This is a genomic window from Streptomyces sp. Z26 (assembly GCF_003665095.1).
Classification (GTDB): Bacteria; Actinomycetota; Actinomycetes; order Streptomycetales; family Streptomycetaceae; genus Streptomyces; species Streptomyces phytohabitans.
In genome coordinates, this window is record NZ_RCHV01000002.1 from 6,121,911 (window position 1) to 6,148,556 (window position 26,646).

Sequence of the window (26,646 nt, forward strand, 5' to 3'; positions counted from 1 at the left end):
CGCACGCCCCGAGCGCGCGCCCGCCCGCGGTCAGGCCGACCGGTCCGACCGCAGGCGGGCGAACAGCTGCCGCGCCTTCCGGTCGTCCCAACGGATGGCGCTGCCCTTGCGGGTGGGGATGCCGACCCCGGAGACCGGCACGTTGACGCGCTCGCCCTTCCCGTCGGTGACGCCCTGCACCGCGCGGACCATGGAGACCAGGTCGGGCAGGCCCATGTCCTCGTCGACGACGAGGGTGTCGAGGCCCGCGCTCAGCGCCGGGTAGAGCGTCGCCGGGTTGAGCACGGTGTCCGCGGTGGCGGCCTCGTGCGCCAGGGCCGACAGGAACCTCTGCTGGTTCAGTGTGCGGCCGAGGTCGCCCTCCTTCTCCTGGTGCCGCTGCCGTACGAACGCCAGCGCCTCCGTTCCGTCGAGCTTCTGGCAGCCCGCGCGCAGGTCCGCGCCGGACTTCTCGTCCCTGATCCGCCGGTCCAGGCACATGCCGACGCCGCCCACGGAGTCGACGATGTTGACGAACCCGGCGAAGCCGATCTCCGCGTAGTGGTCGATGCGCAGGCCGGTGTTGAACTCGACGGTGCGCGCGAGGAGTTCGGGGCCGCCCGCGGCGAAGGCCGCGTTCAGCTTGTCCTTCTCCGGACCCCGGCGCTTGCCGGTGGAGGGACGTACGTACGACGGGACCGTCACCCACGAGTCGCGCGGCAGGCTCACCATCGTCGTCCCGGAGGCGCCGGTGTGCAGCAGGATCATCGAGTCCGTACGCCGTCCCACCGCGCCGCCCGTGTGCAGGTCCTTCTGCTGCTCCGGGCTCAGCCCCGCGCGGCTGTCGGAGCCGACGACCAGATACGTGGTCCCCTCGCCGGGCGGCGGCCGGTGCCCGTACGCGCCCAGGTCCACGTCGCGGTTCAGGCGCGTGTCGGCCCAGGCGTACGTGGTCAGGGGCGTCGCGAGCAGCACGGCGAGGAGCACGAGCAGCAGCGTGCGCACGGGGTGGCGGCGGCGCAGACGGCGGTAGCCGCGCCGCCGGGGCGCGGGGCGGGGCGCGCCCGGCGCGGGGTGCGGCGCGTCGTACGACGCGTCCGCGTCGTACGGGCCGTCCGCGGCGTACGACGCGGGTCCGCCGCGCGGCTGCCCGTACCCCGTGCCGTCCGGCCACCGCTGCGACGTGTCGCGCACGCCCGACTCCCCTCGTCCCGCGTTCACTTGGACACCGCCCCGGCCGTACGCCGCTCCTCGGCGGCCTCGTTGAGGTGTTGCTCGCTGGTGCCGGTGCGCAGCATCCGGTGCCACTTCAGCCGGGTGCCGAGCAGCGCGGTGATCACGGACTGGATGACGACCAGGTAGAGCAACTGCCGGTAGACGAACAGCTGGAGCGGCAGCGTCCACAGCTCCCGCATCCGTTCCCCGTCCAGCCGCAGCGCGTACGCGGCGGTCAGCAGCTGCACGCCGAGGAAGCCGAGCCAGACCAGCAGCGCCTCGGTCGCGTCGCGGAAGAACACGCCGTACAGCGCGAACACGTCCACCACCGGGGCGATCAGCGGCAGCAGCACCTGGAACAGCGCCAGGTACGTCAGCCCGCGCCGCCCGAAGCGGCCCGCCGTGCCCATCTCCAGCAGCGCCCCGCGGTGCTTCCACATCGACTGGAGCGTGCCGTAGCACCAGCGGTAGCGCTGCCGCCACAACTGGCGGAGCGTGCTGGGCACTTCGGTCCAGGCGACGGCCGACTCCTCGTACACCACGCGCCAACCCGCCCGCCACAGCGCCATCGTCAGGTCGGTGTCCTCGGCGAGGGTGTCGTCGCTGACACCCCCGACGCCGAGCAGCGCGTCCCGCCGGAACGCGCCGATCGCGCCCGGCACCGTCGGCATGCACTCCAGCACCTCGAACATGCGCCGGTCCAGATTGAAGCCGATCACGTACTCCAGGTGCTGCCAACGCCCCAGCAGGCTCCGCCGGTTGCCGACCTTGGTGTTGCCGCTGACGGCCCCGACGCCGGGGCTGGCCAGCGGCTGCACGAGGCGGTAGAGGGCGTCGGGCTCGAAGACCGTGTCCGCGTCGACCATGACCACGAGGTGGTGACGGGCGTGCCGCAGCGCGGTGTCCAGCGCGCGCGGCTTGCCGCTGTTGGGCTGCCGTACGAGCGTCACGCGCGGGTCGTCGATCGCCTCGACGAGCGCCGCCGTACGGTCCGTCGACCCGTCGTCGACCACCACGACCTGGAGCCGGGGGTAGCGGGAGGCCAGGAGGGAGCGCACGGTGGCGACGATGCCCGCCTCCTCGTTGTGCGCGGGCACGAGTACCGACACCGGTTCGGTGACCTCGCGCTGCGGGGTCGCGCCGGAGCGGGTCCGGTCCACGCGGCGCACGTGCGCGCGGGCGTACGCGGCGAGCAGCACCAGGCGCAGGACGCCCAGCACACCGGCCGCCCCGAGCACCCAGGCCATGCCGCGCGTGAACGCGTGGCCGAGCGTCTGGGACCACAGCAGGCCCTCGCCCTTGACCCGCTCGGTGACCGTCGCCGGGGAGGTGAGGGTCGGGCGGCCCAGGCCGTCGGTGACGGTGGTGAACTTGTCGACCCGTGGATTCCCCAGCAGCGCCCGCGCCTCCCCGTAGCCGAGCGCCGTGTGGCTGTACTGCCGTACGACGCCCTCGGACGGTCTGCGCGACTTGTGGTCGGCGGCGACCAGCAGATAGCCCTGCGCGGCGGCCTGTTCGGCGGCCCGCCACTCCGCGCCGCACAGCGTGTCCGGGGTGCTGGTGTGCGGCAGCCGCAGCAGCCGGGTGTGCACGCCCGCGGCGCCCGCCAGGGCGGTCTGCGTCAGCGACAGCTCCAGCCGGGACCGTACGGCGGAGGCCGTGCCGAGGTCGCCGCCGGTGTACGTGTACGAGCCGATCTCGTGCCCCTCGGCCCTGATCCTGCGGACGATCTCCGGGTAGCGCGCGGCCCGCGACCCGTACAGCAGGAACGTCCCGCGCGCGTCGTGCGCGCGCAGCAGGTCCAGCAGGCGCGGCGTCCACACCGGGTCGGGGCCGCCGTTGAACGTGAGCGCGACCGTACGCGGCGGCATGCCCGCCGTCTGGATGCGGTCGCCGGAGATCCGCAGCACCGGGCCGCCGTGGTCCGCCGCCCGGGGGATGGGCTCGGTGCACGGGCGCTTCGCGCGCGCGGCGTCCACCTCGTGGGTGGTCCACCCCTCGAACAACAACGCGGTGGTGACCACGGGCAGGACGAGGAACAGCAGGAGCCAGTGCCCGCGGGGCGGCGGCCGGAGAGCGTGCCGGGGGCTCACCGTTCGCCTTGCGGCGCGGTGGGCGCGGCCGGTGCGGCGGACGGGCCGGTCGGGGCGCCCGTACGCGCCGGGGCGGACGCGTCGGGGCCGGGCCGCCGGTGGCCCTCGGGCGGCGGGTCGCCCCGCTGGTGATCGGTGCGGTCACCGCGGTCACCGCGCGGGGCGCGCCCGTCACCGCCGCCGTGCCCGACCTGGGTGTCGTGCCGGGCGTCACCGGTCCGCAGCGGCTCGGTGATCCGCGGCGGCGTCCGGTCGGCGGGCTGCTGGAGCGCGTGCAGGACGAGGGTGAGGAACACCAGGTAGCCGGCGCACGCGCAGCCGAGGACCGCGGCGAACGAACGGAGGAGCCGTCTGCGGCGCCCCGAACGCTCGATGAAGATCGGGTGGTCGCGGCCGAGCCGCTCGCGCGCGCTCACGCCGCGCACGGTGCGACGGCGGTGTCCCCCCTGCCGGGCCCGATACTTCGCGGGCGGCTTCCACGGGCGGCGCCACGGGCGCGTACGGGGAGGTCTATCGGGAACGGAGTCGCGCTGAACACGGGTGCTCCTGTGGGGGGAGACTGTGGGGGAGGTGGCGCACTGTGCTGGGGTGGGGCGGGGTCGGCGCGGGGTGGGGCCCTCGCCGGGGGACGTGGGGTTTCTGTGAGACGGGGGTATCGCAGAGCGACGATACGGCGCAAGTCTGACGTGATGTGATCGTTTCTGGTTCCCAGCTGTCGTCTCCAGCTCGAACTGGCCGTTCTGCACTGCGGTGTCACGTCTTCCGCCCGGCGGCACCCCGGTGTCTTCACACCCCGCCGCCGTGCCGCATGTCACACCCCCACCGCGCCCCCGGCGGCTACCGCTGCGGGGAGAACTCGACGACGGTCCGGTACCGCGCGCGGCCGTTGCGTACGTGGTCGAGTGCCTGGTCCAGCCGGTCGGCCGGGAACACCTCGACCTGGGCCCGCACGTCGTGCAGGGCGGCGAAGTCGAGCAGGCGCCCGGTGACGCCGGGGGGCCCGACGACGGCCGAGACGAGCGACTTCTCCGCCGGGAGGACGCTCATGGGGCCGATGCTGAACGGGCCCGCCGGGACGCCGACGACGCACAGCTTCCCGCGCGGGCGGAGGGCGCCGAAGTAGTCGTCCCAGGGCAGGTCCGCCCCGACCGTGTCGAGGACGAAGTCGAACCGCTCGCGCGCCCGTGGCACGTCACGGGAGGCGAGGAAGTCGTGCGCGCCGAAGCGGCGCGCGTCGTCCGCCTTGTCCGCGCTGGTCGAGACGGCCGTGACATGGCAGCCCCAGGCCGCGAGGAGTTGGAGCGCGAGGTGCCCCAGGCCGCCGACCCCGACGACCGCGACCCGGTCGGTGGGGCGGACGCCGTGCTGGACGATCGCGTTGAAGACGGTCGTGCCCGCGCACAGCAGCGGAGCCGCCTCGGCCGAGGCCAGCGCGTCCGGTATGACGGGCACGTGCCGCCAGTCGCTCGCCCGTACGCTGCTGGCGAAGGTGCCTCCCGTGCCGCGCAGGACGACGTCGTCACGCTCCGGGCACAGGTGCTGCGCCTCGGCCGCGCACCACTCGCACCGGAAGCACGAGCCGGCGATCGCGCCGACACCGACGCGCGCGCCGACCGGCAACCGCTCCGGGTCGACGGCGGACCCGACGGCCGCGACGGTGCCGACGGCCTCGTGGCCCGCGACCACGGGGAAGCGCGCCAGGCCGTAGTGGTCGTCGACCATGCCGAGGTCGGTCTGGCAGATCCCGCTGTGGGTGACGGCGACGTCGACCTCCAACGGGCCGAGCGGAGGCGGTTCGTACGTGTGCACCCGCGAGGGTCCGGCGGGGGCGTCGACGGCGTGGGCACGGACGGTCATGGTGGGTCCTCTCGACCGGTGTCGGACGGGCTGGGGCTGGCGCCGTGCGGGCGCGGGGCCCGGGAACGGCTTCGAGGGGCGGCGGAAGGCCCGGCGGTACGGGTGGGGCGCGGCCCGGCTCGTCACCCGGGGAGGTCAGCCGGGGTGCCCCCGGGTGACGAGCCGGGCCGCGACGTCCAGGGCCGCGCGCTGCTCCGCGGCGGTGCTGTCGGAGGAGGCGACCGCGGACGCCATCAGGTAGAGGTGCTCGGCCAGTTGCTCGGCCGAGAGGCCCGCGTCCTGCCAGAGTGCGGCGACTCCGGTGCGTCTCAACAGGTCCGCCACGGCGGCGGTCACGTCGTCGTGGAGCCCTTCCAGCAGCGGGCCGCCGAGGGTGGTGGCGGTCCGGAGCAGCTCGGCCAGGGTGCTGCTGCTCGCGCCCGCCGCTTCGCCGTTCAGCGCCGACACCGCGTCGGCCAGCCGCCGCTCCAGGGCGGTGTCCTCGCGGGCGAGCGCGGCGAGCGCGGCGGCGCGCACCCGCTCGACCATGCGCTCCAGGACGGCGTGGAACAGCGCCTGCTTGGTGGGGAAGTGCAGGTAGAGACCCTGGCGCGAGAGGCCCGCGGCGCGGGCGGCCTCGTCCATGGAGGTCTTGCGGTATCCGAAGCGCAGGAACACCTTCGTCGCCGCGTCCAGGATCGCCCGTTCCCGGTGCGGGGTGGCGGTGCCGCTCTCCCCGTGTGCGCCGGACTCCATCGCTCGCTCCTTCTCTCGGCCGCGCGGAACGTCGTGGACGAGCTTGACGCGATGTGCCGACTCTGTCAAGTATGTCCAGGGGTGCTCGACGGCGACCCCCGGACGCACCCGTGCCCCGGTCCGCGTGTACGCGGCCGGGGCACGTGGGCGGGGCGTGTCGCGGGTCAGTCGCCGGAGTCGTCGTCCCGGGCGGCGCCGACCAGCTCGTCGAGCACGTCCTCCATGGTGACGAAGCCGAGGACCGTGCCCTTGGCGCCCGTGACGGCCGCGAGATGCGTACCGGCGGCCCGCATCGCCGTCATCGTGTCGTCCAGCGGGGTGTCCAGGGCGACCTGGATGACCGGGTGCAGGGTGGCGCGCGGGAAGGGCCGGGTGCGCTCGGGGGCGCCGAGGGCGTCCTTGATGTGCAGGTAGCCGAGGATGGACTCGCCGGGCCCGGTGACCGGGAACCGCGAGAACCCGCTCTCCGCCGCCGCCCGTTCCAGCGTCCGCGGCGTCGTGTCGTGCCCCACGGTCACCGTCCGGCTCAGCGGTACCATCACGTCGCCGATCGGGCGGGTGCCCAACTCCAGCGCGTCCCGCAGACGTTCGCCGTCGTCCGGCGCCAGCAGGCCCGCCTTGCTGGAGTCCGCGACGAGACGGGCGAGTTCGTCGTCCGTGAAGACGGACTCCACCTCGTTCTTCGGCTCCACCCGCAGCAGCCGCAGCAGCGCGTTGGCGAACGCGTTGATGCCGAAGACGAACGGCCGCAGCGTCCGCGTCAGCGCCACCAGCGGCGGCCCCAGCAGCAGCGCCGTGGGCGCGGGCGCGGCCAGCGCGATGTTCTTCGGGATCATCTCCCCGACCAGCATGTGCGTGTACGTCGCCAGGGTGAGCGCGACGACGAACGCGATCGGGTGGATCAGCCCCTCCGGCACCCCCACGGCGTGGAACGGCGGCTCCAGCAGGTGCGCGATGGCCGGTTCCGCGACGGCGCCCAGCACCAGCGACGAGACGGTGATGCCCAGCTGCGCCGTCGCCATCACCGCCGACAGGTGCTGCACGCCCCAGAGGGTGGTCCGCGCCCGCCGGTTGCCCTTGAGCGCCGCGGGCTCGATCTGGCTGCGCCGTACGGAGATCAGGGCGAACTCGGCGCCGACGAAGAACGCGTTGGTCAGCAGCGTGAACGCGCCGATCAGAAGCTGGATCGCGGTCATCGGGCGTCCTCGCTCGTGTCGTGCGCGGCGGCCTCGGGCTTCGCCGCCGGGGCGGGAGCCGTGATGGAGACGCGGTCCGCGCGGTGGTGGTGGACGTCGAGGACGGTCAGCCGCCAGCCGTCCACGTCGGCCGTGTCACCGTCCGCCGGGATGCGTTCGAGGCGGGTGGCGACGAGCCCGGCCAGCGTCTCGTACGGGCCGTCGGGCACGGTGAAGCCGATCGACTCCTCCAGCTGGTCCAGCCGGATGCCGCCGTCGGCCTCCCACACCGGCCGGTCGCCCTCGGGCGGCGCCGCCAGCAGGTCGGGGGCCTCGCTGGGGTCGTGCTCGTCGCGTACGTCCCCGATGACCTCCTCGACGATGTCCTCGGCCGTGACGACACCCGCGGTGCCGCCGTACTCGTCGATGACCACGGCCATCGTGCGCGCCCTGCGCAGCCGGCCGAGGAGCCGGTCGACGGGCCGGGAGTGCGGCACCAGCAGCGGTTCGCGCATCAGGCCGGTGACGGGGGTGCCGTCCCGCGCGTCCTCGTCGAGCGCCAGGACGTCCCGGATGTGCACGGTGCCGACGACCTCGTCCAGGCTGTCGCGGTAGACGGGGAAGCTGGACAGGCCGGTCGCCAACGTCAGATCGGCCGCGTCCCCGGCCGTCGCGTGCACCTCCAGGGCCTGTACGTGGACCCGGGGCGTCATCACGTTCTCCGCGGTCAGCTCGCCCAGGTGCAGGGTGCGGACGAACAGCTCGGCCGAGTCGGCCTCGATCGCCCCCTCACGGGCGGAGTGCCGGACCAGCGCGACGAGTTCCTCCGGCGTACGGGCCGGGGACAGCTCCTCCTGCGGCTCCAGGCCGAAGCGGCGCAGGAGCTTGTTCGCGGTGTCGTTGAGGTGCCGGATCAGCGGCCCGAAGGCGGCGGTGAAGCCGCGCTGCGGGCCCGCCACGACCTTCGCGACGGCCAGCGGCCGGGAGATCGCCCAGTTCTTCGGGACCAGTTCACCGACGACCATCAGCACGACGGTGGAGACCGTCACGCCCAGCAGGGTGGCGGCCGTCGAGACGCCGCCGGGGGGCAGCCCGGCGGCTTCGAGCGGGCCGCGCAGCAGGGCGGCCACGGACGGTTCGGCGAGCATGCCGATCACCAGCGACGTGACGGTGATGCCCAGTTGCGCGCCGGAGAGCTGGAACGTGAGGCGCTTGACGGCCTTCAGCGCGCTCTCGGCGCCGCGTTCACCGGCGGCGGCGGAGCGTTCCAGCTCGCTCCGTTCGACGGTGGTGAGGGAGAACTCGGCCGCGACGAACACCGCGCAGGCCAGGGTGAGGGCGAAGGCGAGGGCCAGCAGCAGGAGTTCGGTCACCGTGCCACCCCCGGTTCCGCGCTGGTGTCCTGCTGGCGGGGTGTGGCACGACAGGTACTGGGAGGTTCACCCATTGCGGGTCCGCTGCTCCTTCTTGGTTCGGTCGGGCTCGGCTCGTCGGGTCCCGGCCCGGTCGGGCCTTCGATGGCGCCGGCAGCTCGTTCGGCGGGACCGGGACCGGCGTCGGCGCGCTTTTCGGCCGTTCTCCCGGGCCCGGCCGGAAAGCCGCTGCCGGGGTGAACTCCGAGCCTATGCTTCTACACGCCTGTAGAAAAGGCGAGGAATCACACAGACGCGAGGGAGTGGACGCCACGATGGTGTTCAAACGGTTGCTGGGTTCGCTGGGAGTGGGCGCGCCCAAGGTGGACACGGTGCTCGAACCGGGCGCGGTGCTGCCCGGCGGCGACCTCACCGGGCAGGTCCATCTGGAGGGCGGCGGCGCGGACTTCGCGATCGAGCAGATCACCCTGGAGCTGGTGGCCAGGGTCGAGATCGAGCACGACGAGGGCGAGTCCGACGGGGTGGCGGTTTTCGGCCGGTTCTCCGTCGGCGGCGGCTTCCGGCTGGGCGAGGGGGAGCGGCGCAGCGTGCCGTTCAGCCTGACCCTGCCCTGGGAGACGCCGGTCACCCAGCTGCACGGCCAGGACCTCGGCATCGTCCTCGGTGTGCGCACCGAGGTCGCCGTGGCGGGCGCCAAGGACAAGGGCGACCTGGACCCGCTCGCCGTACGGCCGCTGCCCGCGCAGGAGGCGGTCCTGGAGGCGCTCGGGCAGCTCGGGTTCGGCTTCAGGTCGGCCGACCTGGAGTACGGGCACATCCGCGGCACCGGCCAGCAGCTGCCCTTCTACCAGGAGGTCGAGCTGACCCCGGCCGCGCGGTACACGCACGAGGTGAACGAGATCGAGGTGACCTTCCTGGCCGGCCCCCACGAGATGGAGATCGTCCTGGAGGCCGACAAGCGCGGCGGCGCGTTCTCGCCAGGCCGCGACGTCCTCACCCGCTTCACGGTCCGCCACGACGAGGTCGCGGGCACCGACTGGAACGCCCGGGTCGAGGGCTGGCTGGGGAGCCTGGTGGAGAACCGGGCGGCGTACGGGTCGCAGGGCTCGTACGGGCACGGGCCCTACGGACAGGGCGGGTACGGGCACGACTCCGGGGCGCACCACGGCGGGCACCACGGTGACGGGCACCGCTCGGGGCCCGGCATGGGCACGGTCGTGGCGGCCGGTGCGGCGGGGCTCGCCGTCGGTGTCGTCGGCGGCATGGTCGCGGCCGAGGTCGTCGACGAGATCGGTGACGCCATGGAGGGCGACGAGGAGGACGAGGGCTGAGCCCACCCGCCGCGCCCCACCCCGTACGCCCGGTACGCGCCGGTCCACCACGGTTCGCCGCCCCCGGCGGGAACTCCCCGCCCCCGCCCGCCGACTACTGGAGCGGCCGGGCGGGGTCCGCCCGCCGGCCGCTGGGCCGTGGGAAGGGACGACATGCGTGCTCGTGTGCGGGGAGGCGCGGCGGGCGCCGCGCTGATCGGCCTGCTGGCCGCGGGCTGCGGCGGCGGGGGAGGGGACGCGCCGCCCGACGGCACCGGGACCGCCTCCGGCGGCTTCCCGGTGACCGTCGGCGGCTGCGCGGGCGCGGTCACGACGTTCGCGGCGCCAGCCCGGCGGATCGTCACCGACGACGCGGCGAGCCTGGAGCTGCTGCTCCGGCTCGGCGCCGGGGACCGGGTGATCGGCACCGGCTTCCCGGCGGGCACCCGCGCGCTGACGGGCGCCCTGGGGGAGGCGGCGCGGCGGGTCGAGGTGCTGTCCGAGGGCGGGATACCCAAGGAGCGGCTGCTCGCGTCCGGCGCCGACCTGCACGTGTCGACGTTCGGCCCGCCGGAGGGCGCCGGTTCGGGTGGTGGCGGTGGTGACGTGCCGACCGCGGCGGAGTTCGAGGCGGTCGGCATCCAGCGCGTACAGCTCCGCTCCACCGCCTGCCCCGAGGACGCCGACGGCGCCGACGGGCCGGTCACCGACCTGTCGGCCGTCGAGGCGGACGTCACCGCCCTCGGCGCGGTCACCGGCACCTCCGCGCGGGCGCGCCAACTGGTCGCCGGGATGCGGGCCGAGGTCGCCGCCGCGCGGAAGGTCGTCGCGGCCTCGGGGCGCGCGCGGCCCACGTACTTCTTCTTCGACTACGACGCCGGGACCCGGCAACCCGTCGCCGTCTGCAACCGCCAGGTCGCCCACGCCGTGATCACGCTGGCGGGCGCCCGCAACCTCTTCGCCGGGTGCGACGGCACCCACGAACGGGTCGGCTGGGAGGACGTGATCGCCGGGGACCCGGAGTGGATACAGCTCGGCGTACGGCACCGGGGCGGCGCGGCCGCCGACCGCGAGGCGTTCGACGAGGCCGAGCGGTGGCTCCGGACGAACCCCGCGACCCGCGGGCTGGCGGCCGTCGAGGAACGCCGCTTCGTCCGTGTCGGCTCCGAGGCGACCACCATCGCCGGGGTCGGGAACGCGCACACCGTCCGCAGGATCGCGGAGATCCTGCACGGGGACGGCGGCCGGGGCGCGAACGGGGGCGGACGGCCGTGACCGCGTACGCGCCGCGCCGGGCACGGGACGTACGGGCCGGGGACGTACGGGAACGGTCCCCGCGCGACGGCCGGGTGCTGCCCGTCGGCCCCCTCGCCGCCGTACTGGCCGTCGCGCTGCTGGCCGCGCTCACCGCCGCCGTCGCCCGCGGCTCCACGTCCGTCCCGCCCGCCGAGGTGTGGGGCGTGGTGTGGCGCCGGTTGTCGGCGCGGCCGCAGGCGGGTACGGACGACCTCGTCGTCTGGCAACTCCGCGTCCCGCGTGCCCTGTTGGCCGCGCTGGTCGGCGCGGGGCTCGGCCTCGCGGGGGCCGCCGTGCAGGCCCTGGTGCGCAACCCGCTGGCCGACCCGCACCTGTTGGGGGTCTCCAGCGGCGCGTCGCTGGGCGCCGTCGCCGCGCTCGTGCTCGGCGCCGGGGCGGGCGACGCCTTGGGCGTCGGCCTGTCCGGCGCGGCGTTCGCGGGGGCGCTGGCGACGTTCGCGCTGGTGTGGGCCGTGGCCGTACGCGGCGGGGGGCTCGCGCCGCTGCGGCTGGTGCTGGCGGGGGTGGCGATCGGCCAGTTCCTCGCCGGGCTCACCAGCTACCTGGTGCTCCAGGCCGGGGACGAGCAACGCACGCAGAGCGTCCTGTTCTGGCTCCTCGGCAGCCTGGGCGGCGCCAACTGGCAGCAGTTGACGCTGCCCGCGCTGGCCGTCCCGGCGGCCGGGCTGTGGCTCCAGGCCCGCGCCCGCGCGCTCAACGCGCTGCTGATGGGCGACGAGACGGCGGCCGGGCTCGGCGTCGACGCGACCCGGCTGCGGCGCGAACTGTTCACCGCGACCAGCGTGTTGACCGGCGTCCTGGTCGCGGTCTCCGGCGCCGTCGCCTTCGTCGCGCTGATGGTGCCGCACGCCTGCCGCCTGGCCGTCGGCGGCGACCACCGGCGGCTGCTGCCGGTCGCGGCGCTGTCCGGCGCGCTGCTGCTGGTCGTCGTGGACCTGGTGTGCCGTACGGCGATGGACACGCGCGAGCTGCCCCTCGGCGTGGTGACCTCGCTGCTCGGGGCCCCGACCCTGCTGTGGCTGCTGGACCGGCGTACGGGGAGCGGGAGGTGAGGATCGACGTCGAGGACCTGCGGGTCGCGTACGCGGGCCGTACGGTGCTCGCGGGCGTACGCGTCGTCGCGGAGGACGGCGAGATCGCGGGCGTCGTCGGGCCCAACGGCAGCGGCAAGTCCACGCTCCTGCGCACCGTCTACCGCCATCTGCGGCCCACCGCGGGCCGTGTCCTCCTCGACGGCGCCGACCTGCGGGCGCTGTCCGCGAGCCGCGCCGCCCGGCACGTGGCCGCGCTGCCGCAGGAACGGGGCGGCGACTTCGAGTTGACCGTGCGCGAGATCGTCGCCATGGGCCGTACGCCGTACAAGCGGGCCTTCGCCGGTGACGACGACACCGACCTGTCGGCCGTCGAACGGGCCCTGGCCGACACCGGGTTGGCCGCGCACGCCGGACGCCGTTACACCCACCTCTCCGGCGGGGAACGTCAACGGGCGCTGCTGGCGAGGGCGTTCGCCCAGGACCCCGACGTACTGGTGCTGGACGAGCCGACCAACCACCTCGACGTACGCCATCAGACGGAGCTGCTCACGCTGCTGCGCGTCCGGCGCCGTACGACGCTGGTCTCGCTGCACGACCTGAACGCGGCCGCCGCCGTCTGCGACCGGCTGCACGTCCTGCACGGCGGCGCCGTCGTCGCGTCCGGGCCGCCCCGCGAGGTGCTCACGCCCGCGCTGCTGTCCCGGGTGTTCGGCGTCCGGGTGGCCGTGACCGACCACCCCCTCACCGGGGACCCGCTGATCGCCTTCGACCACCGGGCCCCGGCGGGCGGGTGACCGCGCGCCGAGCCGCGCGCGGGGCACCGCCTACACGCCGTCCCGGGGGATGGACCAGTCCCAGTTCCGGGACCGTACGCGCCGCGACCCCTCGTACGCGTCGAGCGTCGCGTGCAGGTGGAAGTGGGTCGTGTCGGACGTCAGCGTCGTACGGGTCGTCGTCCGCGCGTCCCAGTCGCCGCGCGTGAACCCCATGTCCCAGCGGATCTCCCCGGCCACCGAACCGAAGTCGTCGCCGCACCAGGTGTAGCGCTCGTGCGCGCGGCGGGTGAGCGTCAGGTCGATGTCGTCCAGACGCGTCTCGCCGAGGTCCTTGACGACCTCCAGCGCCGACCCGTAGTCGACCAGGTCGCGGGAGACCGTCCACCGCTCCTCACCCGGGCTCACCTGGCGGCTCGGCAGTGGCGGCGCGCCCTCCGGCTCCCCGAAGTGGGGCGTCGGCAGCACGTCGGGCGCGCTGAGCGGGCGGACCGGCAGCTCCAGCGCGCTCTCCTCCGGGTGCACGGTCATCAGCACCGGTTCGGGCGGCGGCCAGGCCAGCGGCCAGTACGAGGTGGAGACCGCGACGCGCAGCCGGTGCCCGGCGGGGAAGGCGTGGGCGACGCCGTTCAGCCGTACGGCCACCGGGAAACGTTCGCCGGGGACCAGGGGTTCGGGCTCGGCGTGCCCGTTCCGGTGCGTGAGGTTGAGCAGCCCGTACGTCACCCGCGTCGCGCGCCCGTCCGGTGCCACGTCGGAGAGGCGCACGGCGATCATCGCGACCGGCCGGTCCACCTCCAGCGTCGCGTGCAGCACCGGGCCGCCGAGGATCTCGCGGCGCTCGTCCAGCGGCCCGGTCTCGAAGACCAGCGAACCGCCGTCCTCCTCCCGCTGGTCGTACGGCAGGTCGGGCGGCGCGTTGTACGAGCACCACTTCCCGGCGAACTGCCCCACCGACAGCGGCGACGACACGCTCAGCGGCGGCGAGGACGGCCGCTCGTCCGGTGCCCCGATCCGGTGGTCGCCCAGCGGGTGCCGGACGCGTTCGACGTGCGGCGACGGCCAGGACGGTTCGCCGACCCAGCGGCCGGGGCGCTCGTCGTACGCGGTGGACGGCGGCATGCTCTCCTGCATCCAGGTGGCCAGCATCGGACCGTCCATCGCGCCGTTGTCCTCGCCCTTGAGCCAGTGGTCCCACCAGCGCACCAGCTCCTGGAGGAAGCCGATCGCGGGGCCGGGCTGCCCCAGGTGCGGGTACTTGTGCGACCAGGGGCCGATCAGTCCCCGCCGGGGCACGTCGAGGTGTTCCAGCAGCCGGAACACGGCGTTGGAGTAGCCGTCGGCCCAGCCGCTGACCGCGAGCACCGGGCAGGCGATGTCCGAGTAGTCCTCGCACACGGAGCCGTGCCGCCAGTAGTCGTCGCGCCGCTGGTGCGTCAGCCAGTCGGCCAGCCACGGGCCCATCCCGTCCAGCCGCTCGTACCACGTCTCCCGCCAACGGGGGCCCACCACCTGCGGGTCGGGCGGGCACGACACGTACGCGAACATGGTCGACGCCCACGACAGGTTGTCGCTGAGCAGGCAGCCGCCCATGTAGTGCACGTCGTCCGCGTACCGGTCGTCGCTGAAGCTCAGCGCCGCGACCGCGCCGAGGCCGGGCGGGCGGCGGGCGGCGAGCTGGAGGGCGTTGAAGCCGCCCCAGGAGATGCCCATCATGCCGGTGCGGCCGTCGCACCAGGGCTGCTCGGTCATCCACCGCAGGACGTCCTCGCCGTCGCGGAACTCCTGCTCCAGGTACTCGCCGGCGAGCAGCCCGTCGGAGTCCCCGCTGCCGCGCAGGTCGACGCGGACGCAGGCGTAGCCGTGCCCGGCGACGTACGGGTGGTTGACCGAGTCGCGGACGGCCGTCAGGTCCCGTTTGCGGTACGGGATGAACTCCAGGATCGCCGGTACCGGATCGGTGTCCGACGCCACCGGCCGCCAGATCCGCCCCGCGAGACGGGTGCCGTCCCGGGTCGGGATCCAGACGTGCTCGTCCTCCTGGACGGCCTGCGGTACGGCGCTGACCTCCCTCATTCCGGGGCCTCCTCCTCGTGCTGTGCGTGTCGCTGTACGTGTGCTCGTGCGTACGCGTCGTCCGTGCCGCCTGCCCGCGCGGGCGGCGGGCTATTCGTCGAACGTGAACGGCAGCAGCTCCACGCAGCGCTCGTACTTCTCCGTCAGCTCCGCTTCGCTGTCCGCGCCGAGGTAGAGCGCCGCCAACTCGTAGCTGTAGCTGTCCTGGAGCGGCAGTTCGGACAGCCGCCTGCCCTCCTCGGCGTTGAGGTCGACGAGCGTGTCGGGCAGCTCGCCCGCGACCCGGTCGAGGTCGCGCTGCCCCGGTACGCTCCGCACGTACCCGTCGGAGAAGCGCCGCAGGAACCACTTGGCGCCGTACGCGTACGCGCCCTCCCGGTACGGGAGCCGCGGGGCGCGGCCGAGGGCGAGGCTGATCAGGCACTCGTGGTTCGGCACGCCGTCGACGTACTCGAAGAGCGGCGCGTGCGACTGGGACAGCCGCGGGTTGACCTCGACGACGTCGATCCGGTCGCGGTCCTCGTCCCAGAAGAACTCGATGTTGAACGTCGAGTGGTCCAGGCCCAGTTGGCGGATCACGCGGCACGACACGTCCGTCAGCCGCGCGGTCACCGCGTCCGGTACGGAGGACGGGTACTGGTAGCGCAGGAAGCTCGACGTCTCCGGGTAGAGGACGGAGTCGACCACCCCGTAGACGTGGGGCTCGCCGTCGTGGACGTAGCCCTCGACCGTGAGCTGGCGGCCGGAGATCTCCTCCTCGACCAGGCACGCGCCCTGCGCGCCCGCCTCCGCGACGTCCGGCGGCAGGTCCACGAGCGACAGCACCTCGTCGAACGCCGCGCCGATCCGGCCGACGCCCTCCCGTATCCGGTCCACGGCGTCGGCGAACTGCTCCGCGTCCGCGACCCGGAACGCCAGCTCCGACGAGAACGCCTTGACCGGCTTCACCCACAGCGGGTAGCTCAACTCGGGCGGCAGCTTCGGGTCGTCCAGGTCCACGAGGCCGAAGCGCGGGTGCGCGTCGCTCACCTTCCGCTGCTCCAGCCGACTCCAGTACTTGTCCTCGCACTTCACGACCGACTCCAGCGACGGCGACGGCAGGCCGTGGCGCGCGCAGAGGATCGGCACCATCGAGCTGACCGGGAAGTCCCAGTAGCCCACGAGGGCGTCGACGGTCCCGCCGAACGCCGCCAGCCGTTCCTCCGCCAGGTCCAACAGCGCCCGCAGCGAGACCTGTTCGTCCTGCGCCAGCTCCTCCTGGCTGAGCAGTTCGTGGAACCGGACGTCGCTCAGGTGGGGCAGGTCCCGGAGCAGCTCGCGGTTGCGCGCGTCGAGGCCCAGGACGAAGACGTTCTTCGGTTCACCGTTCGTTCGGTCGGCGGGGTGGTCGCCGGGTTGATCGCTCGGTTGATCCTTCATGCGGCGCGGGGTACCCACGTGCGGCCGTGCCATGTCGGCCCCCGCCGCGGCCGTTCCCCGGGGATTCCCTCCCGTCGGCCCGTACGCGCCCGCTTGGGCGCCGCCGTGCGCGGGCACCCCGGGGCGTACGGGCGCCGACGGGGCGACCCGGTCACCGGAGGTGGGGACAGCGGTTACGACAGCGGGAGCCCTGGAGGGGGACGGGCACGTGGACTCCGTACGGGCACGGGCGGGCGTACGCGCCGGGCTGGCCGACTGGGCCGCGCGGAGGCGCCGTTCGCCGCGGCAGGCGCGCGACGCGATGTGCCGCGCGTGGCGGTACTCCGGCGCGGAGCGGCAGCGGCTGCTGCTGGTGGCCAAGAGCGCGGTGGCCGCGGTGCTGGCCTGGTCGGTCGCCGCGTACGGGCTGGTCTCGCCGCAGCCCACGTACGCGCCGTTCACCGCGCTGCTGGTGGTGCAGGCGACCGTGTACCGCTCGCTCGTGCAGACCGTCCGCTACGTCGCCGCCGTCGTCCTCGGCGTGCTCGCCGCCGGGGCCGTCGGCCCGCTGCTGGGGGAGAACGCGGGGGCGTTCGCCGTGATGCTCGTGGCCACCCTCGTCGTCGGCCAGTGGCGGCGGCTCGGCAGCCAGGGGGTGCAGGTGTCGGTGGCCGGGGTGTTCGCGTACAGCGCGCTGTCCGGCGCGCACGTCTCGATGCTGGGGGAGATCGTCGCGATGGCGCTGCTCGGCGCGGGCGTCGGGCTCGCCGTCAGCCTGCTGGTGCCGCCGCTGCGCTACCGTACGGCCTCCGAGGGCATCGAGAGCGTCTCCGGATCCCTGCGGCGCCTGCTCCAGGACATGGCCGCGGGCCTGCGCGGGGGCGCCCCCGACAGCGACGCGGCGGACGACTGGCTCGCCCGCGCGCGCCGCCTCGACGGTACGGTCGGCGCGGCCCGGCAGGCCGTCGAGACGGGCGCCGAGAGCACGCGTTACAACCCGCGCCGCCTCCTCGGCAGGCGCGACCCACCCCCGTCCTTCAGCGGCTACCGAGTCTTCCTCGACTCCCTCGCGCGCGGCGCCGAACAGGTCCGCAGCATCGCGTACGGGCTCCGGCGCCTCTCCGACGCGGACGGCCCCGACGGCACGCCGCGCCCGGACGGGCGCTCCCTGCACGCGTACGGCGACCTGCTCGACGTCCTCGCCGACGCCGCCGCGCGCATCGGGGCGCTGGAGGACGGGCCGGAGGAGGGCGCCGGGGACGGTGGGGGCGCCGCCCCGGCGGACGACCCGCTGCGCCGCGCGCTGCGCGACGCGCGCGAGCGGCAGCGCGAGCTGGTGGCGTCCGTCGGGGACACCCCGGCGTGGCGCAGCCACGGAGTGCTGCTCACGGACATGGAGCGGCTGACGGAGGAGTTCGAGTACGCCCACGCGCGGGGCGCGACCCAGCCGCCGCCCGCCTGACGTGCCCCCGGCGTACGCGGTCAGGCCAGGTCGGCCAGCGGCACCCGGACGAACTCGATCCGCGCGTACGGCGACCAGTCGCCCGTCTCGTACAGCAGACCCACGGTGTCGGCGTCCACGAGCGCGGTGGCGGAGTAGGCCGCGGGCAGTCCGCTGACGCGGAGCCGCGGGTCCCAGGTGGCGCCCGCGTCGCGGCTGGTCCACAGGCCCATGGCGGCGCGCGCGTCGGGCGCGGTCGGGCCGGAGTACAGCAGCCGCCCGCCGTGGAGGGCCAGCACCTGGCCCTGGACGACGGGGGTGGCGAGAGTGGCCTGCGGCCGGTACGCCGTCTCCAGGGTCTCGCCGCCGTCGGCGGAGTACGCGTCCGCGCGGTTGCCCGGCAGGGTGTCGGAGGAGTCGGCGCGGCAGTTGAAGTAGAGCCGCCCGTCGGGGAGTTCGCAGGCGGTCGCCTCGTCCTCGTTGAGCGCGTTGTTCGGGTTGGACGAGGTGAAGCCGAGCCGCCAGCTGCGCCCGCCGTCGTCGCTGAGGAGGCTGTGCCCGCCCGCGTAGCGGCCCTCCGTACCGTCGTCGCCGCTCCCGGACGGGCCGCGGCTGTGGTTGCAGGGCGCGACGAGGCGGCCCGCGTGCGGACCGGCCGTCAGGGCGACGGCCGCGCCCGGCCCGGTGGCGTACCAGCGCATCCACGACGGCCGTGCCTGCGCGCTGATCTCGGCCGCCGCCGTCCACGTACCGCCGTCGTCCGCGCTGCGCTGCACGTACACCCGGCGGGCCGGTGCCCGCCCGGTGCGGATGTCGGCGGCGCTGTCGTCGCCGCCGTTGCGGCAGGTCAGCAGCACCACGTCGCCGGAGGCCGGGTCGACGGCCACGCACGGGTTGCCCGCGGTGTCGGCGCCGTGCGCGGTCACCACCCGCTGGTCGTCCCAGGTGGCGCCGCCGTCGGTGGACCGGCGGGCGACCACGTCGATGTCCCCGCTGTCGGCGCCGCTCGTACGCCGCCCCTCCGCGAACGCGAGCAGCGTCCCGCCGGGGGTGAGCAGCAGGGCAGGTATGCGGTAGGTGTGGTAGCCGTCGGTGCCGCCGGTGAACGGGATCGATCCGGACATCTGGCCCTCCAGGGGCGTGCGGGGGTACGGGGCGCGGGAGCGCGTACGGGTGCGGACGCGGGCGCCGTACGGTGCCGGGCGCGCGCGGCGGTACGGGGTGCGGCCCGGTGTGGGGGAGCCGGGCGGGGTGCGCGGAACGTGCGGGTGCGGTGCGGTGCGGAACGCGGTGCGCTCGCGGTGAGGGTGCGCGTGCGGCGGGGCGCCGCCGTCCGCGCGTGTCCCGGCCGACCGGCGAACAGCGGCGCGGCGGGCGGGAGTTGCGGCGGCGGACGGGCCGCTGCCCGGCAGATGCCCGCCCGCGACCCGCTCCATGCCACCCGACGGACGGCACGTTTCCGTACGGGCGGCCGGGCAACCCGGTGGCCATGCGCAACCCGCTGACGAAGATCGAAGAACTGGAACGGGCCGAGGCCCTCGACCGCTTCACGGAGCCTCTGCGGGCGGCCGTACGGGCGCTGCCGCTGGGCCCCGTACGCGACGTGCTGCACGGCACCTGGCAGGGCCACGCGCTGCACCCGACGCTGGTGCAGATCCCCGTCGGGACCTGGACCAGCGCGGCCCTGCTGGACCTGCGCGGCGGCAACGACCGCGCGGCACGCGCGCTGGTCGCCGTGGGGCTGGCCGCCGCCGCGCCGGCCGCCCTGAGCGGCGCCGTCGACTACGCCGAGCAGCTCCCCGAGCACCAGCGCGTCGGCGTCGTGCACGCCGCGGCGAACGTGACGGCCGTCGCGCTCTACACCGCGTCGTTCGTCGCCCGCCGCCGCCCCGGCCGGGGCCGCCTGCTGGGACTCGCCGGGCTGACCGTCGCGTCGGCGGGCGGCTTCCTCGGCGGGCACCTGGCGTTCCGACAGGGCGCCGGGGTCAACCACGCCGACGCGGTGCCGCACCTGCTCGACCCGGAGTGGTACGCCGTGGGCGTCCCCGCGGACTTCCCGGCGGGGGAGCCCGTACGGCGGATGGCGGGCGAGGTGCCCGTGGTGCTCGTACGGGACGCGGCGGCGGACGCCGGGAACGGGAACGGGGCCGGGGGTGCGGCCGCCGGGGGCGGCGCGCTGCACGCGCTGGCCGACCGGTGCGCCCACCTCGCGGGCCCGCTCTCCGGGGGCGAGGTGGACGACGGCTGCGTGACGTGCCCGTGGCACGGGAGCGCCTTCCGCCTCACCGACGGCGCGTGCGTGTCCGGCCCGGCCACGGCGCCGCAGCCCGCGTTCGAGGTGCGGGAGGAGTCGGGGCGGGTGGAGGTGCGGCTGCCCGCGGCGGAGGCGGCGCCGTGAGCGGGGACGTACGGACGCCGCACAAGAATGTCTGATTTTTGCGTGAACCCGTTCATTGCTTTCCGTGCGCGCTGTACGCTCCCGGCATGCCCACGAAGCTCTCCCAGGTGGCCGGATTCACCGGCGTGAGCGAGGCGACCGTACGCCGCGTGCTGAACGGCACCGGCAGCGTCGCCCCCGCGACCCGCGACCTCGTCCTCACCGCCCTCGACGTCTTCGGGCTGCCCCGCCCGGCCGCGCGCCGCACCGAACGGGCGCCCCTGGTGGGCCTCGTCGTCCCCGACCTCCAGAACCCGGTCTTCCCCGCCTTCGCCGAGGCGCTGGCCGGACGGCTCACCCGGCACGGCCTCGTCCCCGTCCTGTGCACCCGTACCGCCGACGGCGTATCCGAGGCCAACTACGTCGCGATGCTGCTCGCGCGGAACATCGGCGGCATCGTCCTCACCGGCTCCAGCCTGGCCGACGCCGGACCCGCGCAGCGCCGGGCGCTGCGCACCCGAGGAGTGCCGACGGTGCTGGTCAACGCGGCGGACGAGAACGCCGACGTGGCCCAGGTCCGGGCCGACGACGGCCACGCGGCGCGACAGGCGCTGGCGCACCTCGCCGCGCTCGGGCACGAGCGGATCGGCCTGCTGCTGGGGCCCGTCGGGCACGCGCCGTCGGCGCGCAAGCTCCTCGCGTACGCCGCGGACCGCGCCGCCGCGGGGTGGTCGCGGGAGGAGTGGCGACCGCTGGTTGCGCACGCGATGTTCTCGCTGGAGGGCGGGCTGCTCGGGCGGGGTGCGACGGCGGTGGTGTGCGCCAGCGACGCGCTGGCGCTCGGCGCCGTACGGGGTGCCCGGCGGCGGGGCCTGGACGTGCCGCGCGACCTGTCGGTCGTCGGCTTCGACGACTCGCCGTACATGGTGGCCACGGACCCGCCGCTGACCACGTCCCGGCAGCCCGTACGGGCCATGGCGGCGGCGGCCGTGACGACGCTGCTGCGGCAGCTGGACGGGCACGCGGTCGGGGAGGAACCGGTGCTGTTCGAGACCGAGTTGATCATCCGCGGGTCCACGGCGGCCCGGGGTCTTCCGAGGGTGTGAGGGTCCGCGCGCTCCGTGCAATCAGTTTCTTGTGTCTTTTCATTGACGTCTTGCGTGACTCACTTCTACGGTTTGCAGCCAGCGCTGACGGTCCCACCTCCATCCGTACGCCCCCACACCAGGAAGGCACGCCGTGAGCCGTAGAAGACTCCGCACACCGGGACGGGCCGCCGCCGCCCTCACCGCCGCCCTCGCCCTCGCCGCCGGACTGCTCGTCGGGAACGGCGCGGCCCCCGACGCCCGCGCCGCCGAACCGCCGGCCCCGGAACCGCGCGCCGCCGCACCGCGCGGCGCCGACGTCCCGTACACCACGTACGAGGCCGAGGACGCCGCCACCGACGGCACCGTCCTCGGCCCCTCCCGCACCTACCTCGAACCGGCCTCCGAGGCGTCGGGACGGCGGGCCGTGGTGCTCGCGGAGACCGGCCGGTACGTCGAGTTCACGCTGACCGCGCCCGCCGACGCGCTCAACCTCCGCTACTCCCTGCCCGACTCCGCCGACGGCACGGGTCTCGACGCCACCCTCAGCCTGCACGCCGACGGGGAGGAGCTGGAACCGCTCCAGCTGACCAGCAAGTACGCCTGGGTGTACGGCGGTTACCCGTACACGAACGACCCGTCGCAGGGCGAGGCCCACCGCTTCTTCGACGAGACGCGGACGCTGCTCGACGAGACCCTGCCCGCCGGTACGGTGCTGCGTCTCGAGAAGGGCCCGGCGGACACCGCCGCCTCGTACACCGTCGACCTCCTCGAGGCCGAGACCGCGCCCGAGCCCGCGACCGCGCCCGACACGCACGTCAGCGCCACCGACCTCGGCGTCACCCCCGACGACGGCCAGGACGACACCGCCGCGCTCAACGACGCGCTGCGCACGGCCCGCGAGCAGGGCAAGGGCCTCTGGCTGCCGCCCGGCACGTACGACGTCTCCGACCACGTCAACCTCACCGGCGACGACCTGCGCGGCGCCGGGGTCTGGCACACGGTGCTGCGCGGAAAGGGCATCAAGGGCGGCCTGTTCGGACGCGGCGGCACCAGCGGCGTGCGGGACCTGACGATCGACGGCGACACCACCGTCCGGGACGACGCGGCCGGACACGCCGCCATCGAGGGGGACTTCGGGGAGAACTCCGTCATCAGCGACGTGTGGATACGGCACACCAAGGTCGGCCTGTGGATCGACGGCCCCACCACCGGCCTGGAGGCCACCCGGCTGCGGGTGCGGGACACGTTCGCGGACGGCGTGAACCTGCACAAGGGCACCCGGGACACGGTCGTCTCCGACAGCACGTTCCGCGGTACGGGTGACGACGCGCTCGCCATGTACTCCGAGGAGCAGGCCGTCACGGACTGCGTCTTCCGCGGCAACACCGTCCAACTGCCGCTGCTCGCCAACGGCGCCGCGGTCTACGGCGGTTCGGGCAACCGGGTCGAGGACAACGACATCAGCGACACCGTCAACGCCGCCGCCGGCATCGCCGTCAGCACCCGCGACTTCGGCCCCGGCCCGCTCCCGTTCACCGGCACCACCACGGTCTCCGGCAACACCCTCACCCGCGTCGGCGGCCACGAGCCCAACTGGGACGCCGACTTCGGCGCCCTCTGGGTCTACGCGGACCGGTCCGACATCACCACCCCGGTCGTCCTCACGGACAACACCGTGCGGGACTCCACGTACAGCGGGCTGCTCGTCTCCGGTCAGCGGACGGTCGACGACCTGACGGTGGAGGACACGGAGATCGCCACCACCGGCTCGTACGGCATCGAGATCGCCGCGGCGGGCGGCGGCACCTTCTCGGGCGTCACCGTCACCGGGACCGCCGGGGACGGACTGAACCTCACCGGCGACTTCCGGCTGGCCCGCGGCGAGGGCAACTCCGGCTGGTGACGGCCGGGCACCACCCCCGTACGGGCCCGGCTCCGGCCGGGTCCGTACGCGCCCCACCCGCCTGTACGCAGCCCGCCACGGGGGCCCGGTGACCACCGTGAACGTCGACGGCGTCGCCCTCGCCACCGAGTCCTTCGGCGGCGCCGACGCCCCGCTCGTCCTCCTGGTGGGCGGGACGACGATGCTCTCCTGGCCCGACTCCCTCTGCGCGCGCCTCGCCGCCGGGGCCGCCGGGTCGTCCGCTACGACCCGCGCGACAGCGGCGGTTCCAGCACCGCCGACCCCGACGCGCCCGCGTACACGCGCAGGTCGCCGCGCTCGACCACCCCGCCGCGTTCTCGGCGCTCACCCTGGTCGGGACCCGCGCGGTGGCGCCCGGACCGGTCGACGACGACCTGCCCGACCACGACCAGGCCGTCATGGCGCGGCTGTTCGGGCACGCGATGCCCGACTGGTCGGACCGCGCGGCGGTGGCGGAGTTCGCCGTGGCGGGCGCGGAGATCCTGGGCGACGACCCGGCGGCGGCCCGTACGCGCGCGGGGCGCGTCTGGGACCGTACGCCCGGCGCCGACCCCGCCGTCCACCTCGCCAACCAGCTGGGCACGGTGTTCGCCCGGCTCGACTGCGCGCCCCGCTGGCGCGGGCGCCTGCCGGACCTCGCGGTGCCCGCGCTCGTCGTGCACGGCCGCCGCGACGCGTTCTTCCCCGTCGGCGACGCCGAGGCGCTGGCGCGCGCGATCCCCGGCGCGCGGCTGCTCGTCCTGGACGACGCCGCCACCGCCCTCCCCGACGCGGCGGCGGACCGGGTCGCGGAGGCGATGCTGGCCCTCGGCTGAGACCGGCGTCGCCGGTGGCGCTACGGGGTCAACTGGGCCTGTACGGCGGGCGCGTACCGCTCCACCACGTCGTCGATCGCGGCGTCCCGTACGTGCGGACCGCGCGCGATCCCGTACATCGCGCCGAGGCCCAGCAGCAGCGACACGGCCAGCTCGGCGCGGAGCGGGGAGTCGTCCCCGTCCAGCCGCGCCGCCAGCCGTTCCGTCACGTGGGAACGGAAGTTGGCGCGCAGGATGTCGCCCTGCTCACCGTGGAGCGGGGCGAAGACGATCCGCAGGATCGGGTCGGCGCCGTGCTCGGCCTGGCCCGTGAGGACGTGGCGCACCATGTGGCGGCCGAGGTCGGCCGTGGGGGCGTCCAGCAGCTCCGCGACGTCGGACTCGAAGCTCATGACGCCCGCCAGCAGCGCGTCCCGGCCGCCGAAGTACTTCACGACGAGCGGGGCGCTGACGCCCGCGCGCGCGGCGATCGCCTTGAGGGTGATGTCGCCGTGGGCGTGCCGGGCGAGCAGGTGGCGCGCGGCCCGCACGATCGCCGCCCTGGTGGCCGCGCCGTCCTGCCGGACCGGTGCGGGCGCGTCCGCGCCGCCGGGCGCCCCCGCCGTCGCGGCAGGGGCGGCGGGAGCGGCGGGCGCCGTACCCGTCAGGTCGGTGCTCATCCGGTCATGCTCCCTTCGTCGCGGGCTCGGGCGCCCGCGCCACGGCGGTCTCCGGCCGCGCCGCCGGAGCCGACGGCACGGCCAGCGCGACGGCCGCGCCGACCAGTGCGACCGTACCGGCGAGGGCGAACGCGATGCGGTACCCGTCCAGCGTCGCCACCTCGACCCCGCCCACCGGCGACGAGTGGTGCACCAGCACGGCGGCGACGGCGGCGCTGGACACGGCCTGCCCGATGGTCCGCATCAGGACGTTGATGCCGTTCGCGGAGGCGGTCGCGTGCGACGGCACCGCGCGCAGGATGAGCGTCGGCAGCGCCGAGTACGCGAGGGTGGTGCCCGTCGAGACGATCGCCGCGCCGACGAGGATCACCGGCAGCGAGGTGCTGTCGGCGACGCGGACGGCGTAGCCCACGGCGAGCACCAGACCGCCGAGGGCGAGCGTGACACGGGGCCCGCGCGCGGTGGAGATACGGGCGGACACCGGCGAGAACAGCAGCATGATGAAGCCGTTCGGCAGCAGACACAGGCCCGTCGCCACGATGGACAGGCCCTGCCCGTACCCGGTGGCGACGGGCGCCTGGACGAGCTGCGCGGTGACGAGCGTGTTCGCGTAGAACGCGAAACCCGTGAACAGGGCCGCGAGATGCGGCAGCCCCACGCTGCGCCCCGCCGCCAGCCGCAGGTCCACCAGGGGCCGGGCCACGGACAGCTGGTGCCACGTCCACAGCGCGAACACCACCGCCGTACCCGCGAACAGGCCCACGACCCGCGGGCTCGTCCAGCCCCACACCCCGCCCTGCGAGACGCCGAGCAGCAGGCAGACCAGCCCCGCCGCCAGCCCGAGGGCGCCGACCGCGTCGAAGCGCCCCGGCGCCCGTACGGGTGACTCGCGCACCGCCCACCAGGCGAGCGCGAGACCGGCCGCGCCGAGGGCGGACGTCATCCAGAACATGACGTGCCAGTCCGCGTACTGCACCACCAGCGCCGCCAGCGGCAGCCCCAGCGCCGCGCCGACCCCGACCGTGGAACTCATCAGGGCGACGGCGCTGCCGGTGCGGTGCGGCGGGAGTTCGTCGCGCAGGATGCTGATGGAGAGGGGTACGACGGCCGCGGCGGCGCCCTGGAGCGCGCGGGCCGCGATGAGCAGCCGGATGTCCGCGGTCAGCGCGCACACCACGGAGCCCGCCGTCATCAGCGCGAGCGCGCCCAGCAGCACCCGCCGCTTCCCGTACATGTCCCCGGCCCGGCCCAGCACGGGCGTCAGCACCGCGCCCGACAGCAGCGTCGCGGTGACCATCCAGGAGACGGTCGCGGGCGAGGCGCCGGTGAGCCGCGGCAGGTCCGGGAGCAGCGGCACCACGACGGTCTGCATGACCGCCATGAGGATGCCGCCGAAGGCCAGCACGGGCACGGTGAGGCGCTCGCGCAGGGGCCGCGGCGCGGATATCGGGGCGGGGTCCATGGGTCTCCTGCTCGGGGCGGCGGGCCGCGGAGGGCGGCCCGATGCGGCGAGGGTGAAACGTGGTTCACCCCAGGGGTGAACGGTACTTCACCCCCTCTCGTGCCGCTGCCGCACGGTCGCGGAACGAACCGGCCCGCCCGCCGCTGAGACCGGCGCATCCGGGTACTCGCCGCCCATGCGAACGAACCAGGACCACCAGCAGCGACAGCACCAGGAGCACGCGGAACACCCGCCGCGCGACGGCGGCGAGAAGGACACGGCCCGGCCGTTGACCCCCGACCTGCCGCCCACCGTGGAGACCCCGGAACCGTGGCAGGAACGCGAGAAGGAACGCGAGCGCGAGGGCCGTACGGGACAGGGCGACCGCCCCGACGACGACACCGTCGAGCCGGAGCACTCCGGCTGACCCGCGCGCCCCGGTCCCGGGGGCGCGGCCGTTTCGCCGCCGCCTCCCCGGGGACCCGGGGCCCGCACGCCGGACGCGTTCCCGCGAGGGGCACCCGCCGGAACCCGCGACAGCAGGGAGGCCCGCTCGTGACGACCAC

The 26,646-nt window shown here is 75.0% G+C and carries 22 protein-coding genes; 10 read left to right on the forward strand and 12 right to left on the reverse strand.

The annotated features are described in order from the left end of the window. Nucleotides 1-30: 30 nt before the first annotated feature. The 7 genes from D7M15_RS26470 to D7M15_RS26500 form a co-directional block, all read right to left on the reverse strand. Nucleotides 31-1,173 (reverse strand): LCP family protein, encoded by a 1,143-nt coding sequence (locus D7M15_RS26470; RefSeq protein ID WP_121519792.1) that lies wholly within the window; start codon nucleotides 1,171-1,173, stop codon nucleotides 31-33. A 23-nt stretch (nucleotides 1,174-1,196) separates the two neighbouring features. Next, nucleotides 1,197-3,287, reverse strand: coding sequence for a bifunctional polysaccharide deacetylase/glycosyltransferase family 2 protein (locus tag D7M15_RS26475; RefSeq protein ID WP_121519793.1), 2,091 nt, complete (start codon nucleotides 3,285-3,287; stop codon nucleotides 1,197-1,199). Continuing rightward, on the reverse strand, nucleotides 3,284-3,703 hold the full coding sequence (locus D7M15_RS26480; protein ID WP_127201790.1) for a hypothetical protein: 420 nt from the start codon (nucleotides 3,701-3,703) through the stop codon (nucleotides 3,284-3,286). Before D7M15_RS26480 ends, D7M15_RS26475 begins: the two co-directional genes overlap by 4 nt. A 421-nt stretch (nucleotides 3,704-4,124) precedes the next feature. Continuing rightward, nucleotides 4,125-5,144, reverse strand: coding sequence for an NAD(P)-dependent alcohol dehydrogenase (locus D7M15_RS26485; RefSeq protein WP_121519795.1), 1,020 nt, complete (start codon nucleotides 5,142-5,144; stop codon nucleotides 4,125-4,127). Between the two features lie 135 nt (nucleotides 5,145-5,279). Then, on the reverse strand, nucleotides 5,280-5,879 hold the full coding sequence (locus D7M15_RS26490; protein ID WP_121519796.1) for a TetR/AcrR family transcriptional regulator: 600 nt from the start codon (nucleotides 5,877-5,879) through the stop codon (nucleotides 5,280-5,282). Nucleotides 5,880-6,043: 164 nt separating this feature from the next. Beyond that, nucleotides 6,044-7,075 carry a hemolysin family protein gene (locus D7M15_RS26495; protein WP_121519797.1) on the reverse strand — a complete coding sequence of 344 codons (1,032 nt, stop codon included), beginning with the start codon at nucleotides 7,073-7,075 and terminating at the stop codon, nucleotides 6,044-6,046. After that, nucleotides 7,072-8,427: a hemolysin family protein gene (locus tag D7M15_RS26500; protein WP_121519798.1), complete on the reverse strand. Its 1,356-nt coding sequence runs from the start codon at nucleotides 8,425-8,427 to the stop codon at nucleotides 7,072-7,074. Before D7M15_RS26500 ends, D7M15_RS26495 begins: the two co-directional genes overlap by 4 nt. Before the next feature lie 314 nt (nucleotides 8,428-8,741). On the opposite strand from D7M15_RS26500, the gene D7M15_RS26505 reads away from it, so the two are divergent. From D7M15_RS26505 to D7M15_RS26520, 4 genes are all read left to right on the forward strand, one after another. Then, complete coding sequence (locus D7M15_RS26505) at nucleotides 8,742-9,758, forward strand: sporulation protein (RefSeq protein WP_121521459.1); 1,017 nt, start codon at nucleotides 8,742-8,744, stop codon at nucleotides 9,756-9,758. Nucleotides 9,759-9,911: 153 nt separating this feature from the next. Continuing rightward, nucleotides 9,912-11,012, forward strand: a complete 1,101-nt coding sequence (locus tag D7M15_RS26510) for an ABC transporter substrate-binding protein (RefSeq protein ID WP_206337429.1) — start codon at nucleotides 9,912-9,914, stop codon at nucleotides 11,010-11,012. A 74-nt stretch (nucleotides 11,013-11,086) separates the two neighbouring features. Further along, nucleotides 11,087-12,106: an iron ABC transporter permease gene (locus tag D7M15_RS26515; protein WP_240649745.1), complete on the forward strand. Its 1,020-nt coding sequence runs from the start codon at nucleotides 11,087-11,089 to the stop codon at nucleotides 12,104-12,106. Then, the gene (locus tag D7M15_RS26520; RefSeq protein ID WP_121519800.1) at nucleotides 12,103-12,882 is read left to right on the forward strand and encodes an ABC transporter ATP-binding protein; all 780 of its coding nucleotides are present in this window, start codon (nucleotides 12,103-12,105) and stop codon (nucleotides 12,880-12,882) included. Before D7M15_RS26515 ends, D7M15_RS26520 begins: the two co-directional genes overlap by 4 nt. Nucleotides 12,883-12,912: 30 nt before the next feature. Here D7M15_RS26520 and D7M15_RS26525 read toward each other — a convergent pair whose 3' ends face one another. Beyond that, nucleotides 12,913-14,937, reverse strand: coding sequence for a CocE/NonD family hydrolase (locus D7M15_RS26525; protein WP_121519801.1), 2,025 nt, complete (start codon nucleotides 14,935-14,937; stop codon nucleotides 12,913-12,915). A gap of 90 nt (nucleotides 14,938-15,027) precedes the next feature. After that, nucleotides 15,028-16,356 carry an ATP-grasp domain-containing protein gene (locus tag D7M15_RS26530; protein ID WP_121521463.1) on the reverse strand — a complete coding sequence of 443 codons (1,329 nt, stop codon included), beginning with the start codon at nucleotides 16,354-16,356 and terminating at the stop codon, nucleotides 15,028-15,030. A gap of 208 nt (nucleotides 16,357-16,564) precedes the next feature. Between D7M15_RS26530 and D7M15_RS26535 the strand changes: the two genes are divergently transcribed. Continuing rightward, complete coding sequence (locus D7M15_RS26535; protein WP_165906335.1) at nucleotides 16,565-17,797, forward strand: aromatic acid exporter family protein; 1,233 nt, start codon at nucleotides 16,565-16,567, stop codon at nucleotides 17,795-17,797. A gap of 20 nt (nucleotides 17,798-17,817) precedes the next feature. Here D7M15_RS26535 and D7M15_RS26540 read toward each other — a convergent pair whose 3' ends face one another. Next, nucleotides 17,818-18,900, reverse strand: a complete 1,083-nt coding sequence (locus tag D7M15_RS26540) for a sialidase family protein (RefSeq protein WP_121521465.1) — start codon at nucleotides 18,898-18,900, stop codon at nucleotides 17,818-17,820. 365 nt (nucleotides 18,901-19,265) lie between these two features. Here D7M15_RS26540 and D7M15_RS26545 point away from each other — a divergent pair, with 365 nt between their 5' ends. The 4 genes from D7M15_RS26545 (at nucleotide 19,266) to D7M15_RS29270 (ending at nucleotide 23,980) form a co-directional block, all read left to right on the forward strand. Continuing rightward, entirely contained in the window at nucleotides 19,266-20,174 is a 909-nt protein-coding gene (locus D7M15_RS26545; RefSeq protein ID WP_121521467.1) for a Rieske (2Fe-2S) protein, read from the forward strand. Between the two features lie 86 nt (nucleotides 20,175-20,260). Then, nucleotides 20,261-21,259 (forward strand): LacI family DNA-binding transcriptional regulator, encoded by a 999-nt coding sequence (locus D7M15_RS26550; RefSeq protein ID WP_121519803.1) that lies wholly within the window; start codon nucleotides 20,261-20,263, stop codon nucleotides 21,257-21,259. Nucleotides 21,260-21,392: 133 nt separating this feature from the next. Next, nucleotides 21,393-23,144, forward strand: coding sequence for a right-handed parallel beta-helix repeat-containing protein (locus D7M15_RS26555; protein WP_121519804.1), 1,752 nt, complete (start codon nucleotides 21,393-21,395; stop codon nucleotides 23,142-23,144). 350 nt (nucleotides 23,145-23,494) lie between these two features. Further along, nucleotides 23,495-23,980 carry an alpha/beta hydrolase gene (locus D7M15_RS29270; protein ID WP_346428838.1) on the forward strand — a complete coding sequence of 162 codons (486 nt, stop codon included), beginning with the start codon at nucleotides 23,495-23,497 and terminating at the stop codon, nucleotides 23,978-23,980. Between the two features lie 20 nt (nucleotides 23,981-24,000). Here the strand turns inward: D7M15_RS29270 and D7M15_RS26565 are convergent, their stop codons facing one another. Both D7M15_RS26565 and D7M15_RS26570 read right to left on the reverse strand, forming a co-directional pair. After that, nucleotides 24,001-24,639: a TetR family transcriptional regulator gene (locus D7M15_RS26565; RefSeq protein ID WP_121519805.1), complete on the reverse strand. Its 639-nt coding sequence runs from the start codon at nucleotides 24,637-24,639 to the stop codon at nucleotides 24,001-24,003. A gap of 4 nt (nucleotides 24,640-24,643) precedes the next feature. Continuing rightward, complete coding sequence (locus D7M15_RS26570; protein WP_121519806.1) at nucleotides 24,644-26,101, reverse strand: MFS transporter; 1,458 nt, start codon at nucleotides 26,099-26,101, stop codon at nucleotides 24,644-24,646. Between the two features lie 175 nt (nucleotides 26,102-26,276). Between D7M15_RS26570 and D7M15_RS26575 the strand changes: the two genes are divergently transcribed. Then, nucleotides 26,277-26,507, forward strand: coding sequence for a hypothetical protein (locus D7M15_RS26575; RefSeq protein ID WP_121519807.1), 231 nt, complete (start codon nucleotides 26,277-26,279; stop codon nucleotides 26,505-26,507). The last annotated feature ends 139 nt before the right edge of the window (nucleotides 26,508-26,646 follow it).